This is a genomic window from Ereboglobus sp. PH5-10 (genome assembly GCF_029504735.1).
In the GTDB taxonomy this organism is placed as follows: Bacteria; Verrucomicrobiota; Verrucomicrobiia; order Opitutales; family Opitutaceae; genus Ereboglobus.
This window is the reverse complement of the sequence record NZ_JAQFIP010000011.1, coordinates 56,693-73,830: the sequence shown is the minus strand read 5'-3', so window position 1 is coordinate 73,830 and position 17,138 is coordinate 56,693. Positions and strand designations below refer to the sequence as shown.

3 protein-coding genes are annotated in these 17,138 nt (G+C 58.6%); all 3 read left to right on the top strand.

The genetic code is table 11. From position 1 onward, the window contains the following. Positions 1–141 precede the first annotated feature (141 nt). Positions 142–6,588, top strand: a complete 6,447-nt coding sequence (locus M2447_RS09860; RefSeq protein ID WP_277558469.1) for an Ig-like domain-containing protein — start codon at positions 142–144, stop codon at positions 6,586–6,588. A gap of 9 nt (positions 6,589–6,597) precedes the next feature. Then, positions 6,598–7,737 carry a LacI family DNA-binding transcriptional regulator gene (locus tag M2447_RS09855; RefSeq protein ID WP_277558468.1) on the top strand — a complete coding sequence of 380 codons (1,140 nt, stop codon included), beginning with the start codon at positions 6,598–6,600 and terminating at the stop codon, positions 7,735–7,737. 276 nt (positions 7,738–8,013) lie between these two features. Continuing rightward, positions 8,014–17,121, top strand: coding sequence for a TonB-dependent receptor (locus M2447_RS09850; RefSeq protein ID WP_277558467.1), 9,108 nt, complete (start codon positions 8,014–8,016; stop codon positions 17,119–17,121). Positions 17,122–17,138: the final 17 nt, after the last annotated feature.

Below are 17,138 nucleotides of genomic sequence, written 5' to 3'. Positions count from 1 at the left end.
CGAAGTGCAATGGCGAAAATCTCACCAGATTTGGTGACGCAATCGGAGAGGGGCGTTTGGTATTATACAAGGTGTGGAGCCGATAACAATAACCCAACCCTGAAACTATTTTTGCGTTTATACGCACACAGTATTTTATATATGAGAAACGAATACCTCAAGCTGCTGCGCAGTTTTGGCGCGGCCCTGTTTGCTTTCAGTGCATTGCTTGCGATCCCCGCAACCCTTGCCGCGGCGCCGCTCCCTTCGCTTATGGAGAAACTCGACCGCGGCGTGGTCGCCGTGCGCGTTTCGGACACAGGCGCCTTCGTGAGCTGGCGCTTGCTCGGCACCGAGCTCGCCGACACCGCGTTCAATCTCTACCGGATCACCGATGGTGGCGCGCCGGTGCTGCTCAACTCCTCGCCGCTCACGCAAGGCACAAACTACACCGACACTACCGCGGATTTTACGCGCCCCAACATTTACATCGTGCGTCCAGTTATCGGCGGCTTGGAGCAGCCCTCAATGGACGATTCTGGCGACACGGTTATCCTGCCCGCCGGCGCGCCCGTGGGAAATTACCTCAGCATACCGCTTACGCCCCCTGCCGACATGACCATGCCCGATGGCACCACTTGCTCCTATTTTCCGGGCGCAAGCTCCGTCGCCGACCTTGATGGTGACGGCCAATACGAAATTATTCTCAAATGGATTCCCTCCAATATGCAGATTTCCTCTGCCGATTCCGCTCTCGGTATTCGCGGCACTTACAACGGCAATGTTTATTACGATGCCTACAAACTTGTTCCCGCCACAGAAACCGCCGCCCCCTCCGCGGTGCGTCTCTGGCGCATCGACATGGGCATAAACATTCGTTGCTCCTATCATCACAATCACATCTTGGTTTACGACTTTGAAGGCAGCGGCAGGGCCCAGATCGTTATTAAGACTGGCGATGGCACTCGTGACGGTTTGGGTAATGTCATCGGCGATCCAGCCGCCGATCATCGCGAACATCGTTCCAACACCGAAACACTTATGGGGCGCGTTATCTCCGGTCCGGAATATCTCACCGTGTTTGACGGATTGACCGGTGCTGCGCTCGACACCATTCAATATCTGCCGCAACGCGACCCCGATAATCACGACGACAATCCCACGCTCGACCGTCAAAACGCGATCTGGGGTGACAAAACCGGCAATCGCATGGATCGTTTCCTCGCCTGTGTCGCCTATCTCGACGGACAGCGCCCAAGCATTGTTTACAGTCGCGGCATCTACACTCGCACTGTGGTCGCCGCCTGGGATTTTCGCAAAGATGGCGACCAACCCGCAAAACTCACACAACGTTGGTATTTCGACTCCGCCACGCCCGGAAACGAAGCCTATGCCGGCCAGGGTAACCATCAGATCGCCGTTGCCGATGTTGATGACGACGGCTGCGACGAAATCATCTACGGCGCTTGCACTATCGATCACGACGGCACAGGCCTTTACTCGACCGGCCTCCGTCACGGCGACAAAATGATCATCTCCAAAATGGATCCGGCCAGCAACGACATCCTCGTATGGGCATGTCACGAGGAAGTTAGCAAAAACGGTTACATCGGTCATACGCTCCGCAAGGCGTCCACTGGCGAGGTGCTCTTCAGCATCCCCGCCACCGCTGACACCGACGGCGCCATGGCCGCCGACATCGACCCGCGCAGTCCCGGCTTTGAAATCTGGGGGCAGAGCTGCAACATCCGCTCCTCCATCACGCACAGGGAACTCGTCCCGATGAAAACCTCCATGACCTTTGCCGCATGGTGGGACGGCGACCTGCTCCGCTCGCCCGTTTATAATAATATTATATATAAATGGAATTGGAGCGCCAACAAGCTCGACACGATGTTTTCCTCCGCAGAAGTTGCCGCCGATGAAAAGCCGCTGCTCTGCGCCGACCTCTTCGGCGACTGGCGCGAGGAGTTGATAATGCCCGAGCCCGACGGCCGCGCCCTGCGCATCTACACCACGGCCATTCCGACCACGCACCGCATCCACACGCTTATGCACGACCGCCAGTATCGCATGGCCATAGTCTGCCAAAATGTCGGTTACAGGCAGGCCCCGTGCCCGAGTTTCTACCTAGGCCACGCCATGCGCCAGCCGCCCGCGTCAAACATCGTTACCAGACTCGGCGAACTTCTTGGCCCGCCCGCACCGGTCATCACCGCCATCCAGCCCGACACCGGGTTTTCAGCGGCTGATTTCATCACGTCAAATCCCAACATCACTCTCCATGGTTTCGCCGAGCCAAACGCAACGGTCAACATCACTCTCGTCGGCACGGGAGTCATCGGCATGGTTGTCGCCGATGTGTCGGGAATCTGGATGCTCGATTGCACCGCGATCAATCTTCCCGAAGGCAAATCATACTTTACCACCACGGCCACCGGAGCCGATGGCTATACCGGCGCATCCTCGCAACCTCTCACGGTTGTTGTCATGACCACAACGCCGCCCGCGCCTGTCATTCAAAGCATCACCGACGATGCGAACGCATACACGCTCGCCGGTTCCGCGCAGCCCGGTTGTCTTGTCACCGTCTCGGCGTCGCCCTATGGCGATCTTGGCACCGTGCGGGCCGATGCCGACGGAGTGTGGGGTTTCCAATGCGAGCCGCTTTCCGCGGGCAACTACACGTTTGTTGCAAGTGCTGTTGACGAGGCTGGCAATGCCGCCATCTCGCCTTCCGCGGGTTTTTCAATAAATACATCCATCGCCACACCCACGATTTCCCACCTCGAAAACGACACCGGCGTTTCGAGCATGGACGGCATCACAAACGACAAACACGTCATACTACACGGCACCGCGACAGTTGGCGATATGGTCACGATTTCAATCATGGGATCCGGCGGCAGCATTGGCTCGACCACAGTCGATGCCGGCGGCGCATGGAGCATCGCATGTGCGAACGCATCGGGACTCGTTGATGGTGACTATGCGTTTACCGCCATCGCCACCCGCGGGGAGGGCGGCTCATCTGGCAACAGCCTTGCCGCGCCTGCGTTTGCCGTCACCGTCGATACGGTTGCACCTGTTGTTAAGGCGATCACTCGCCCCGAATCCGGGGCCGGTTCGACAGTCACCTTTCAAGTTGAATTCAGCGAAACTGTCGCGGGCGCGTCCATCGCATCGTTTGCGCCCGTTTTTGCCGACGGATTAACCGGCGCGATCACCGACGTGACCGCCCTAGTCAACAATGCATTTCTCAATGTTACTGTCGGTAATCTCGACGGCGACGGCACGCTTCGTCTCGACATTAATAATATCTCTTCCGGCATCACCGACATCGCCGGCAATGCGCTCGCGGACACCCCGGTCACAAGCGAAACCGTTACCCGAGTCCGTTTCGGCGACGGCGTGTGGGCAAACACAACGCCCGGCGGTCTTTGGAGCGACGCCGACAATTGGATCGATGGCACACGAGCACAAGGCATCGGCAAAACGGCTGATTTCAGCAGACTCAATCTTGCGGAAGATACCACCGTCCTCTTGAACACATCGGGCACCGTTGGGAAAATCTTTTTTAGCGATTCCGATCCGGAAATATCTTGCGGCTGGCTCATCGCCCCGCCTGCGGCCGGCAACGCGCCAACGCTCCGCCTTGCCGTGGCAAGCGGCACACCCGAAATCAACGTTTCCGGCCTTGCCCTCGATGTGCAGGCCGCCATCGCCGTCCCTCTCGTCGGAAATCAGGGGTTCATAAAAACCGGCGGCTCGATGCTCGCGCTCACCGGTTCCAACGCGCTCACCGGCGGCGTCACCGTGAGCGTCGGCGACATGGCCGTCGGCGAAGGCGGCGTGCTCAACATCGGAAACAGCGTCTTTAGTATCGCCGGCGCCGCGCGCCTCATAGTCAACGGCGGCCTCCTTCAAACCACCAGCCGTATGGACGGTGGCGGCGGATCCGCGTTCCTCGTCGAATCCGGATGCGCGCGCATGGGCACCTTCCGCTCCGCCACCGCCGACAACGGCTACGTTCTCGTCACCGGCGGCACGTTCATCGCCAACGAAATCAATATTCGCCGTAGCGCCGGAAGCATTAACTACGCCACTGGCTTCATCGTGCGCGGTGGTGAAGTCGAGGCTGCGACAGTCGGCATCGGCACCGCCAACTCCAGTGGTGCGATGTCCGTCGAGGGGGGCCGTGTGTTCGTTACCGGCGCATTTACCATTGGAAACCAAACAACCTCCGGCCGCGCCAGTGGCCTGCGGGTTAGTGGCGGCAAGCTCGTCTCAATCGAAACGAGCAATGGTCTCATCCTCTCTAAAGCCAACGGCGCGAACGTCAACACACCCGGCATCGCGACCTTCAGCGGCGGCTCGGCAACATTTGAAAAAATCACGCTCGGTTATGATAACACCGTCACCTCCGGCACCGCCGCAATCACGGTTGATGGCGGCGCGCTCCACCTCGGCTCCGGCGGCATTGTGAAAAACGGAGCCAGCACACTAACCAGCCGAATAACGCTCGCCAGCGGCACGCTCGGCGCGAAAGCCGCGTGGACAACCGCGCATCCCGTCGTTCTCACCGGAAACACCATCATCGACACCGCCCACGATATCGCGTTCGCCGGCACGCTCAGCGGCACCGGAGGTTTCACCAAAACCGGCGCGGCCACGCTCACACTCTCCGGATCGAACACATTTACCGGCATGGCGAATATCAACGAAGGCGTGCTCGCGGTTGGCGGCACGCTCTCCAAATTTGCAAAGCTTACCTGGGATTCCGCCGCCGCGCTCCAACTCGACATCTCGCGCGGCGACCGCCTCGTCGTCACAGGCACGCTGGCGAAGAGCGGTTCCACTCCGCGCGTCATCACGCTCATTAATTCCACCGCGCTCGCCGCCGGCTCCACGCGAGTGCTCGGCACTTTTGGCGTCACCACGCTCACTTCGGCTGACTTTGCTCCAATCGTGCTCCACGACGACCTCGTCGGCACCATCACCGTCAGCGGCACGACACTCACGCTCACCGTCGCTTCCGCGACCACCGAACTCCCGCCCGTCTTCTCCAGTCCCGCAACCGACACCGCGCGCGCCGGAACCGATTTCACCTACGCCGCCACGCTCGAAGGCGGCGCAACGGCCGTCTACACTGTCACCGGACTCCCGCCGGGACTCTCCTTTAACGCCGCGACCGGCATCATTTCAGGCAAACCCACGGCGAGCGGCACCTACACGATCACCATCCGTGCCGCCAACGCCGCCGGCTCCACCGATTTAAAGCTGACGCTCACGATCGCGCCCGCCGCCGACACCGACGCGCACACCGCGCTTGTTACACTCGCGGGCCAGGCAAAAAGCACCGGCGCGACAAACGGCCAAACCACGCTCGCACGCTTCAATGCCCCTGCCGCGCTGCACGCGCGCGCCGACGGCAACCTCTACATCGCCGACACCGGCAACAACACCATCCGGCTCATTGACCCGCCCGGCATCGTCTCCACGCTTGCGACAAACGGCGCGACACTCGCCGCCCCCCGCGCAATCATCAACGGAGGCGGTGCGACGCTCATCATCGCAGACACAAACAACAACGCCGTGCGCACTCTTGATCTCGCCACTGCGCAACTCGCCACACTTGCCACCGGTGTCAATCGCCCCGCAGGTCTCGCGCGCGACACCGCCGGCAATCTCTACATATCCACGTCGGACAATATCGTCCTCAAATTTGCCGTGGGCGCGACCACTTCCTCAACGCTCGCCACCGGATTCAATAACCCTGGCGCGCTTGCGCTCAGCCCCGACGGCCATCTCTACATCGCGGACACCGGCAACCACGCCATCCGCAAAATTGACCCCACCACTGGAGCCACCGTCACCATCGCTGGCGATCCAGGCGTGAGTGGCACGGCAAACGGCGATGCGCTCGCCGCCGCGCGCTTCAACAACCCGCGAAGCCTCGCAATCGACATCGCGGGAAATCTCTACATCGCGGACACCGGCAACCACGCCATCCGCCATCTCGACACCTTCACAAACCAAGTCACAACCCGCGCCGGCCTCATCGGCGTTTCCGGCAGCGCCGACGGCCTCGGCGAAAACGCGCGCCTTGATTCGCCCGCAGGCGTGGCAATCGACGACACCACCGGCGACATCTACGTAGCCGACACGGGCAACCACACCATCCGCGTATTGCTCGACAGTCCGCGCATCTTGAAACATCCGGAAAACAAAAACGTCACCGCCGGCTCCGCGGCCAGCTTCAGCGTGCTTGCCATCGGCGCGCCCAATCCGACCTATCAATGGCGGCGAAGCGGATCGCCCATTTCAGGCGCGACCAGTTATGTTTACACAATTGCCTCCTCTCAAACAACGCACGCAGGCAGCTACACCGTCGTAGTGTCAAACGAACTCGGCTCTGTTACAAGCAATGCGGCCATGCTCACCGTGACCGCCACGACCAGCGGCACCACGAGCGGCACGACCACGCCGCCAACCTCCGGTGAAAGCGGCGGCGGAGGAGGAGGTGGTGGCGCGCCGGGATTACATTATATCATCGCACTCGCGCTCCTCGCCGCGTTGCGGGGACTCTCCAACCGCTCGAAAAAATAAGAACCTTCCATGTCACAAACACGTGCCGATAAAAAGAGCGCCAATGCGTGCGATAACATGGCGCCGGCGGCCTCGCTGCGCGAACTGGCGGACATGCTCGGCCTTTCACACACGACGGTCTCCCAGGCTCTTCGAGACAAGCCGACGGTCAAAATAGAGACGCGCAGACGCATCCAGAAAGCAGCCAAGGCCGCCGGATACGAATGCTCTCCGCTTGTCGGGGCTCTCATGGCCGGGATGCGCCGCAAACGCGGAGCATCGTTTCAAGGCACTGTTGCGATTGTCGATCTCGACGGGTCCGAGGGGCGCCCGCCCGCGTCGTCGTCGTATATTCGCGAACTCATCGAAGGCGCCGCCGAGCGCGCCACGGAGCTTGGCTTCAAAACACGACTTGTCCGGAGACAAGTCCACGATGTCTCATCCGCCTCGCTCAAGCACGAGGACATTCATGCCGCGTTTATTCTGCCCGTTAGAAACCATGCCGCGTTCGACTGGCTGGAATGGTCGCATCATGCGACGGTTTATGCCGACTACTGCGAAGGCCCGAGTATGCCGCACGGCATTTGTCCGGATCATTTTGGCGCCATGCGCCTGATGCTCGACCGGCTGCATGCGCTTGGTTACCGCCGCCCAGGGCTGGCGGTGGAGCAACGTGGCGACGAGCGGCTGCATCATCGCTGGAGCGACGCGTTCACGCTTTTTCAATCCAAGCACGGCAACGGAGGCCCGCCCGTTTTGCTGTCATCGGATGACAAACGCCGCGAGTTCATGCACTGGTTTGAAACCCACAATCCGGATGTCGTGATCGGGCACACTGTGGAGTTTATCGATTGGATGCGCGAGTGCGGGGCCAGGGTTCCGGAGACACACGGCTTTTGCAGCCTCAACATAACCGAGAATCCCGATTATGCCTGCGCGGGCATCGACCAGAACGCGCGCGTCCTCGGGGCACTGGGGATGGAGCAAGTCATCGGGCAGATTTATCGCAATGAACACGGCATCCCCGGGCATCCGGCGACAACGACAATTTCGCCGCACTGGGTCGATGGCTCGACGCTGCGCCAACCGAACGCCGAGCAACCACTTGCGCCATCATTTACCACGAATCCTGCTTCTTTAATAAAACCGTTGGAGCAGCCTCTAAACTAGGCAAACCGCCATGCCTGCCCCTCCGTTAAACAAAGCCTGTTATTTTCGAATGAACGGCGCGGTGTGTCCATACATCCATTAACGCCCCCACCAATTTTGGTGAGGCGCGAATCACCAGTTTTTGTGATGAAAATGAGCACGTCGTTTTGTTATTCTATAACAAACACCAAAACCCTTACCCGCATCCCAACAACCTCTACCTATATCCCGCTCTCTGACATGCGCAGCGTGCCTGCATTCTACCCTCAAAACCCAAAACTAATTTCGCAAAATAACATGAACAACAAACCCTCCTACTCCGGCGCTGCCGCCACTGTGCGCACGTTTATCATCACAACCATTTTCGCGTTGTTGCTTGCGGGCAATGCACTTGCCCAAAACTCCCTCGTTTGGACCGGCGCTACCGATGCCAACTGGGACACCGCCACGCAAAACTGGACGATTGGCCCCGGCGGCGCCGCGTCCGCCTTCGCCAACGGCGACACCGTGCGTTTCGACGACACTTCGTCCACGACCAGTGTGAGCATTCCCGCCGCGGTTTCGCCAGGAGCCATCACGGTGAACAAGGGCGGCGATTTTGCCTTTGCCGGCGGCACTATGATAACGGGGGGCAGCCCGCTTCTTAAACAAAATGACGGCGTGCTCAGCATCACGGGCATTCCGGGCTTTACAGGCACTGCAACCGTCGAGGGCGGCATGGTTGCCGTCAATGGAAACGTAACTTCATCAAGTTGGACATTCAGCACTCCCATTTTGTTATCCGGAGGCACCGTTACGTTTTCAAATTCATCGAACGCAACCTCCGTCCTCCGGCTAGGAGCGCCTGTCACGATACCTGAAGGCGTTCATGGAGTCATGAACATGACCCGCACTTTCCAAACCAGGACAACCTTTTTGGGTTCCGGCACATTGACGATGAACCTCGCAACGCACACCGCGCCCCGCTCCGACTTTAACACGGGCAACTTCTCCGGCTTCTCCGGCGAACTCCGTCTTGTCGGCTCGGCCACCGCGCGCGCCAACACCGGTTTTTCCAATGCGAGCTGGCTCAACACCTCGATGATTCTGGACACCGCCGGATTGATTTCGGATGCCAGCGCCGGCACCACGCGCACTCTTGATATCGGCGCGCTCGGCAGCGTCAACAACGCGGGCATCGCTTCCGTCCAAGTCGCAGGGGCTACGGGCACCACTATTTTTAGCATCGGCGCCAAAAACCTCGACACCACTTTTGACGGAGCGATCATCGGCGCCAACGCCGCGCTCACCAAGGTCGGCACGGGCATGCTCACGCTCACCGGCGTGAACACTTACACGGGCACGACGACCGTGAGCGCGGGTGCGCTCCACGTCACCGGACAGCTCGCCAACACTGCTGCCGTTGAAGTCGCCGGCTCGGCGGCCCTTGGAGGCTCCGGCACGATCACGACCAGCACTGTCACGTTTGAAGACAACACGACATTGCTCGTTGACGCCTCTGTTTCCGGCGCACTGCACGGCCTCAAAGTTGTTGGCTCTGTCACGCTTGGCAGCACGCTCAAAATCACCCCTGTCGTCTCCGATGGCGAGGCGGTGCTTTCCGGCAACTACACCGTTTTGCACGCAACCGGCGGCATTACGGGAACGCCAACACTCGCATGGGATTATTCCGACACGGGCGTGTCGGCCTCATTGAGCCAGACAGCCGATTCCATCACCGTCACTATCACCGCCGCGCTTCCACCCGCGCCTTCAATCACGAGTTCACTTGTGGCGACAGGGACGGTGGGCGTGGCGTTCAATTACACCATTACCGCCGACAACAATCCCGCGAGTTTCACAGCGACCGGTTTGCCTGCCGGGCTTGATATTGACACTTCAACTGGAGTTATCTCTGGCACGCCCACGAGCACTGGCGTGAGTAATGTCACCATCACCGCGACAAACCTTGGCGGTTCCGACTCCAAGACGCTCGAAATCACTATCGCCGCCGCGCCAGTGCCCGCCATCACCAGCACGCTGACTGTCACTGGCACGATTGACGCGCCCTTCAGTTATCAAATCGCAGCGACCAATTTGCCCGACAGTTATAACGCGACGCCCTTGCCGGCAAACTTGTCGGTTGACACATCGACAGGACTTATCAACGGGACGCTGGCTGTGGCCGCCGCCGGCGTGAACACAATCACGCTCAGCGCGATCAATGCTTCCGGCACCGGCACGGCCACACTCACGCTTAACGCCTATCCATTGCCGGCAATTTCCGGAAGTCCGCTCAGCGCGAGCGGCACGGTCGGCGAGGCATTTAGTTTCTCGATTGCTAATGTCGCAACCGGTGATCCGACCAGCTATGGAGCAACCGGCCTTCCCGATGGCCTCACGCTCGCCCCGGCAAGCGGCGTCATTTCGGGCGCGCCCACGGCGGCGGGCACGACCACGGTCACCATTAGCGCGACAAACCAAGTCGGTGTCGCCACCGCGCAACTGCAACTCGACATCGCCGCCGCTTGGTCGCCCGCGCCTTCGATCACGAGCGAGCTCACTGTAACCGGCACGATCGGCCAGGCCTTTAGCTACCAAATTGAGGCCACCAATTCCCCGACGATTTACACCACCACCGAGCTTCCCGCTGGTTTGGCCTTCTCTGAAAACAGCGGCCTCATTTCCGGCACACCAACGGAAATCGGTCTCTCCAAAGTTTACATCGCCGCTGCCAACAGTCACGGAACCAGCGACACGGTTGCTCTTACCATTGCCATCATCGAACCCGCTGCCGTTGACGCACTCGTCTGGGCTGGCACGACTGATAACATTTGGGACAAGGCCACTGTGAACTGGACGATGGCCGGCCTCCCGACCAATTACAACGACGGCGACAAAGTTCTCTTCAACGACGCTTCCGTGGCGGTGACCGGCTCGGTCAGCATCACCACGCCCGTCGCGCCCGCCTCAGTTACCGTTGATACCACTGGCACTCTTATACTCACTCCGACGGCTGGCAACGGACTCAGTGGCGCCGTCCCCCTGCTCAAAAAAGGCGCCGGCATGCTTGCTTTCTCCGCAACAAACTCGGGCTTCACCGGCACGACCACCGTCGAGGCCGGCATACTCCGGATTACGAGCCCGTCCAACGGCGATTTCGGGCTCGGCCCCGTGGTCTTGGCGGGCGGCACGCTCTCGACAACCTATTTGTCGACGGGCGCGCGTGCGATTCCCAGAACCACGATCATCGTGCCGGAAGGCAAGCACGGCACCTTCAACATGCCCGCATTGTATCGCTACAACGGCTCCTTTCAAGGCTCGGGCACGCTCGTCTTGAACTTCCCGGTTTATATTGGAACAACCGTTGCCGAGTTTGGCGCCGACTTCACTGGTTTTCACGGTGAACTGGAAATCACCGGAACGGGTGTCGGAAATTTGCGACTGCCCATTACCGATAGGAATTCCTCGGGTGTTAATTATTTCGCGACTGAAGGCTGGGCGGACACCTCGCTGGTCTTTAATTCCGGCACCCTCGTGCCGATTGTTGGCAACAACACCAATCAGGTGCTTCCTATAGCCGCGCTCTCCGGCACCGGCGGGCATTTTGCCGCTGGCGCGCGCAGCAATCTCGCTGCCTCGACAGGCAAGGTGACATACCGTATCGGTGCAAAAAACCTCGATACCACCTTTGCCGGATCGTTTAGCGGGACCAACATCTCCATCGAAAAAATCGGCACGGGCATGCTCACGCTCGCAGGCGTGAACACTCACACTGGCACCACCACCGTCGCCGCTGGCGCGCTTCGCGTCGCTTCCACAGGGGAACTCGGCGCCACCACGCTCGTCATCGCCGATTCCGCTGCTTTCGGCGGCTCCGGCATCGTCGCCACCGATGTCTCCTACGGCGATAACGCGGTGCTCCTCGCCGACTCCGACGGCTCAGGCGCGCTCGCCGGCCTCACCGTAGTTGGCAGCGTCACCTTTCCGGCTGCCAATGCGCAAGGTTTCACCGTTACGCCCGTCGCTCCCGATGGAGTTACCCTCGTCAACGGCACCTACACGATCCTCGAGGCTGACGGCGGTTTCATTAACACACCTACATTCACATGGTCGTATCCTGACGATCCTGCGATCACGGCTACATTCTCCGTCATCAACTCCAACAAACTTCAGGTCACGATCGCCGGCGGCGCGATCGCCAAGCCGACAATCACCAGCGCGCTTACCGTCGATGCGCTTGCCGGCCCGTTTCAATACACATTTGAGGCCACCAACGACCCGGCCAGCCCCACGCAGTTGAGTGTCGATGGCCTCGATGGCACCGGATTGAGCTTCGATTCCGCAACAGGTGTCATCGGTGGCACACCCGCGGCAGGTAGATACAATCTCACGATCTCGGCATCCAACAGCAGCGGTGCCACAACCGCCACGCTTGTGATCATTATCTACGACACATTGCCGCCTGTCCCTGTCATCACGAGTCCCGTGTCGGCAGTGGCGACTGTCGGCGAGGAAGGTTTTATCTACAACATCACTGCCAGCAACGATCCGACAAGTTTCGCCGCCGACAACCTGCCAGACGGCCTTTCAATCAATGCCGTCAACGGCGTGATCAGCGGTATCGCTCAAGCCGCCGGGGTAAACGCCGTCACGCTTTACGCCACGAATATCGCCGGCACTGGCACCGCACAACTTGAACTGACTGTTTCCCTGCCGCCGCCGGAAATCACTAGTCCGGCCTCTGTGACGACCATTCAGGGCGAGTCCTTTATTTATCAAATTACTGCGAGCAATGACCCGCTCAGTTATTCGGCGGACGGCTTTCCCGTCGATTTCAATATCGATGTCACCACGGGCCTTGTCACGGGAGCCTTTGCGACAACCGGCACAACCACTGCCACTGTCTTTGCATCAAATCTTGTCGGCAGCGGTTCCGCGACAGTCACCATTACCGTCCTCATTCCCGCGCCAGTTATACAAAATGCCGACACCGCATCCGGCATGGTTGGTGCGGATTTCACCTATCAAATCGATGCCACCAACGACCCGACGAGTTATGCCGCCCTAAACCTTCCGGCCGGCCTTTCTGTCGATACTTCCACGGGCCTCATTACTGGAAAACCCGGAGCCACTGGCTCGTTTACTGTCAGTCTTGTGGCAATGAATGGCACTGGCCCGGGCACCAAACTCATCACGCTTGTCATCACTGGCGAATCGTCGCTTACCACGCTTGCAGGCTCGGCAAGCGAACCCGCCGGGCTCGTCAACGGTTCCAGCATGGACGCGCGTTTCTCTGCGCCGACCGGCGCTGCTGCCGACAAAGCAGGCAATCTCTACGTCGCCGACACCGACAATAATGTCATCCGCAAAATCGCCGTCGATGGCACCGTCACGACCTTTGCCACCGGCTTCAATTCGCCGTCCGCCATCGTCATCGACACCGCAGGCTCGATTCTCTATGTCGCGGACACTGGCAGCAACAGCATCAAGAAAATCGACACCGCCACTGGCACAGTGACTGCGCTTGCGATCACTGGCACGCCCGTGCTCGACACTCCGCACGGCCTCGCCATCGATGAAACAGGCAATCTCTACGTCGCCGATACTGGTAATCACATCATCCGAAAAATCGACACCGCCACTGGCACGATGACTATCCTCGCTGGCACCGATGGCACGCCCGGCTCCACCGACGACACGGGTGTCGCAGCCAGTTTCGATATGCCGATGGGCCTTGCGCTCAACGCCGACGCCTCACTCCTTTGCGTCGCCGATACAGGCAACAGTGCCATCCGCGTCATCACACTCGCTACCGCCCTTGTTGACACACTCGACGTCACCAGCGTCACCCTCAACACGCCGCAAGCGCTTGTCGTTGACTCCGCCGGCATCCTCTACGTGGTCGACACTGGTAACAACGCCATTTGCGCCATTGATGCGTCCACGGGTATCGCCGCCACAATCACTGACACCGGCACACTCAACGCCCCCGGCGGCATCGTCATCGACGATGTCGGTGAAATCTACGTTACGAATACCGGCGACAACACCATCCTCGTCCTGCAAACCGGGCCGCGCATTATTACTTCGCCCATTGGGCGCACGGTTGATGCAGGCACCGCGGTCACCTTCACTGTCGCAGCCTCCGGTGCGCCCTCGCCAACCTACCAATGGTATAAGGACACTCTGCCTTTGGCCGGCGAAACTGATTCAACGCTCACCATCACCTCGGCACAGCGCACCGATGCCGGCACCTATTTTGTGATTGCCACAAACGCGACCGGCTCCGCTCAAAGTGATTCCGCCGTCCTCGGCATAAACGGTGCCGTGCCACCGCCCTCGACAGGCGATGGCATGATCAGCGGCAGCGGCGGCGGTGCGACCGGCTGGCTGTATCTGCTTGCGCTCGCGTTCCTCGTCCTCGCGCGCCGCGTGTTTCGCGCGAGTAATGGAGGTGCGACCTCTGTGACGTCTTTCATCATCCTTGCCTTTTTCGTCGCGTTCGCTCCCTCCCAACTCCCCGCCCAATCCACGAACAACGGTGTCATTACCGGGGTGGTGAGTAGCGAAAAAAGCGGAGTTATGCTCTCTGCTGCCGAAGTCACGCTTAGTGCGCTGGATGGCAAAACCACGCGCACCATCACGCAAACCGACGGCTCCTACCGCTTTGGCGGACTCGAACCCGGCGACTACACTGTGCGCGTCACCTATTCCGACCTCGACCCTCAAACCAAATCCGTCGCACTCGAATCCGGCGCCACTGCGAACCTCGATTTTGCAATGACCTCCGAAATTTACATGCTCGAACGCTTCTCAATCACCGCTGAGCGCGAGGGCCAGGCCGCCGCCATCCAACGCCAGCGCCAGTCCGACGTTATGGTCGAGGTCGTCACCGCTGACGCTTTCGGCAACCTCATCGACAGCAACCCCGGCGAGCTTCTAAAAAACCTCCCGGGCGTTTTCGTTGATTACACTGGCGGGGACACCGTTTCCACCATGAGCATTCGCGGCATCAGCGGCAACGAGGGCAGCTTCACCGTTGACGGCAACGAGTTTGCCAACAGCACCACAGATCCCACCAACATCGGCACCGATTCCGGCAACCGCGGTGTCGCCTTCCAAACGATGTCCATCGACAACATCGAAAGTCTCGAAGTCTTCAAGGCCCCGCCTCCTTCGTCGCCCGCTAATGCCAACGGCGGCGTTATCAACGCCAAGACGCGAAACGCTTTCGATCAAAAAGGCCGTCGCTTCACCATGGCAGGTAGCCTTCGTTTAAACACTGCCGCACTCAACTTCGCTCCTGTGGCCGTTGGCGGTCGCACGCCCGATCGCCCTTGGGCGCCCGGGTTTAGCTTGGCATATTCGGAAGCGTTTCTCGGCAACCGCCTTGGCATAAGCCTCAATCTTAATGCCTACGAAACCTACAGCTTTTCCAATCAAATCGGCCAAGCCAGTTACTATTTCGACATACCGACCAATACACTTCCCTCAAGCGATTCACCCGGCTACATGAGCTCCATTCAATCGACGGAATCGTCCAGTCGGAAGCAGAATCGCTCCGCCTCCCTCAACCTAGACTATAAGCTTTCCCGCACCACATCCGTTTTCCTGCGCACCTCCTACAATGATGGCAAGACACTTGCTGCTCAAGCGGCTGGCTTCCGTCTTGATGGCTCCTACGGCACCGTGATCACCGCCAATTCCAATTACGATACCGTGGAAATTGAAAACGCTTACATGCAGCTCAGCGCGGGCAGCGCGCCGACACGGCGCGAACGCAACCAGGCCTGGCACATCAACCCCGGAGTCAAACACAAGTTCCGCGGCATTGAGATAGATTACGATGGTTATTATTCGCGCTCTTTCAAAGAGCCGCGAAGAGGCATTTACAGCACAAGCTACAGAAGTCCCAGGGGACATTTTATTATTCGCGATCTTCAATCCAAGTCGGGGTTCACCATTCAGCAACTCGATATAACACCCGAAACAGACTATCTTAACCTCGACAACTACGATACGCTTACCATGTCTATACGCGAGGCCAATTCGGTGGATAAAAAATGGGGCGGCAAGGCCAACATTCGCATACCGACCCGTCTCTTCGGGCAACCCCTTCTTATTCAATCAGGCGTTGTCTACACAGACTGGGAACGCACGGCCGCAGCCAAGCGCGCAAACATGACGCTCAACGATACCAGCGCCGCGCGCCCCAATTACGGTGAATTCTACGATCCAGTTCGCAAGGATTCTTGGAACCAGAGCAACACCGTTGTTCCCAACTGGATAAGCACTTGGAAGGTTTATGACTACTATGCCCAAAACCCCGACATGTTTACCTTCAATCAGGAAACCTACGATGCGTCTGCAAAAACCTATGCCCGTCGTTTTAACGAGAAAGTATATGCTGGCTACCTTATGGGGTCCATGCGCATTGCGAAATTAAACATAATGACTGGGGCTCGTTATGAATACACACACACAACAGCCGGTGCATATAAAAGAAGCGGCGATGCCCAATGGGAGGAAAGAAGCAAAAAGTATGGCGATATTTTCCCGAACCTTCAGCTAAAATATAACCTAACCAAGGACTTGATACTCCGCGCTGCCTATACAATGACAATCGGTCGCCCGGGGCTCCAATACCTGTATCCAAGGGACAACGAATCATCGAATTCCAGCGCCTTGACTGTGACCGTCACGAGACCAAACACTGCGCTCAAACCACAATACAGTCACAATTTCGATCTCAGCGCAGAATATTATATTCCAAAACGCTTTGGCGCGGGCGTTTTGACCGCCGGAGTTTTTCGAAAGGATATCAGGGACTATATTGTCAGTGTTAGCGGCCCGCTGGACGAACTGGCGCCGGAATTGGTCGAATACTATTCCTATCTTTACGAGGACTATCCGGGCTACTACATTGAACTCGATACTGCGTTCAACGTGGGCAAGGCTACCATGGACGGTTTCGAAATCAGTTACCGTCAAAAATTCAGTTTTCTGCCATCATTCCTCAAGAATTTCGAAATTTACGAAGCCTTTAGTTACGCGCACCCTGGGGGCGACATAGAAATGACCGGGCACAAAAAAATGGTTTCCAATACGCAACTGAAATATCGTGCTAGAAGTTGGTCTGCCCAGTTGTCCTATTACTGGTGTGACAAATACCTGAAAAATCAGCCGACCCATAGTATCACCAACGCCGACGGATCTCTCACAATGGGTAGCGATGGTATCTACATGAACATCACCCGGCGCATCGACTTCAGCTTCACCTACCAGTTTTCTCGCACGTGGGCAGTCTCCCTCGACTGGCGCAACATCCTCGGCGAGCCAGAATACCGTGTGCGTTATGGACGCCTCGTGCGCTATGTCGAAAACGGCACACTCCTGAACCTCGTCGTTAAGTGCAATCTCTGAAAATCGTTAAAAAATAA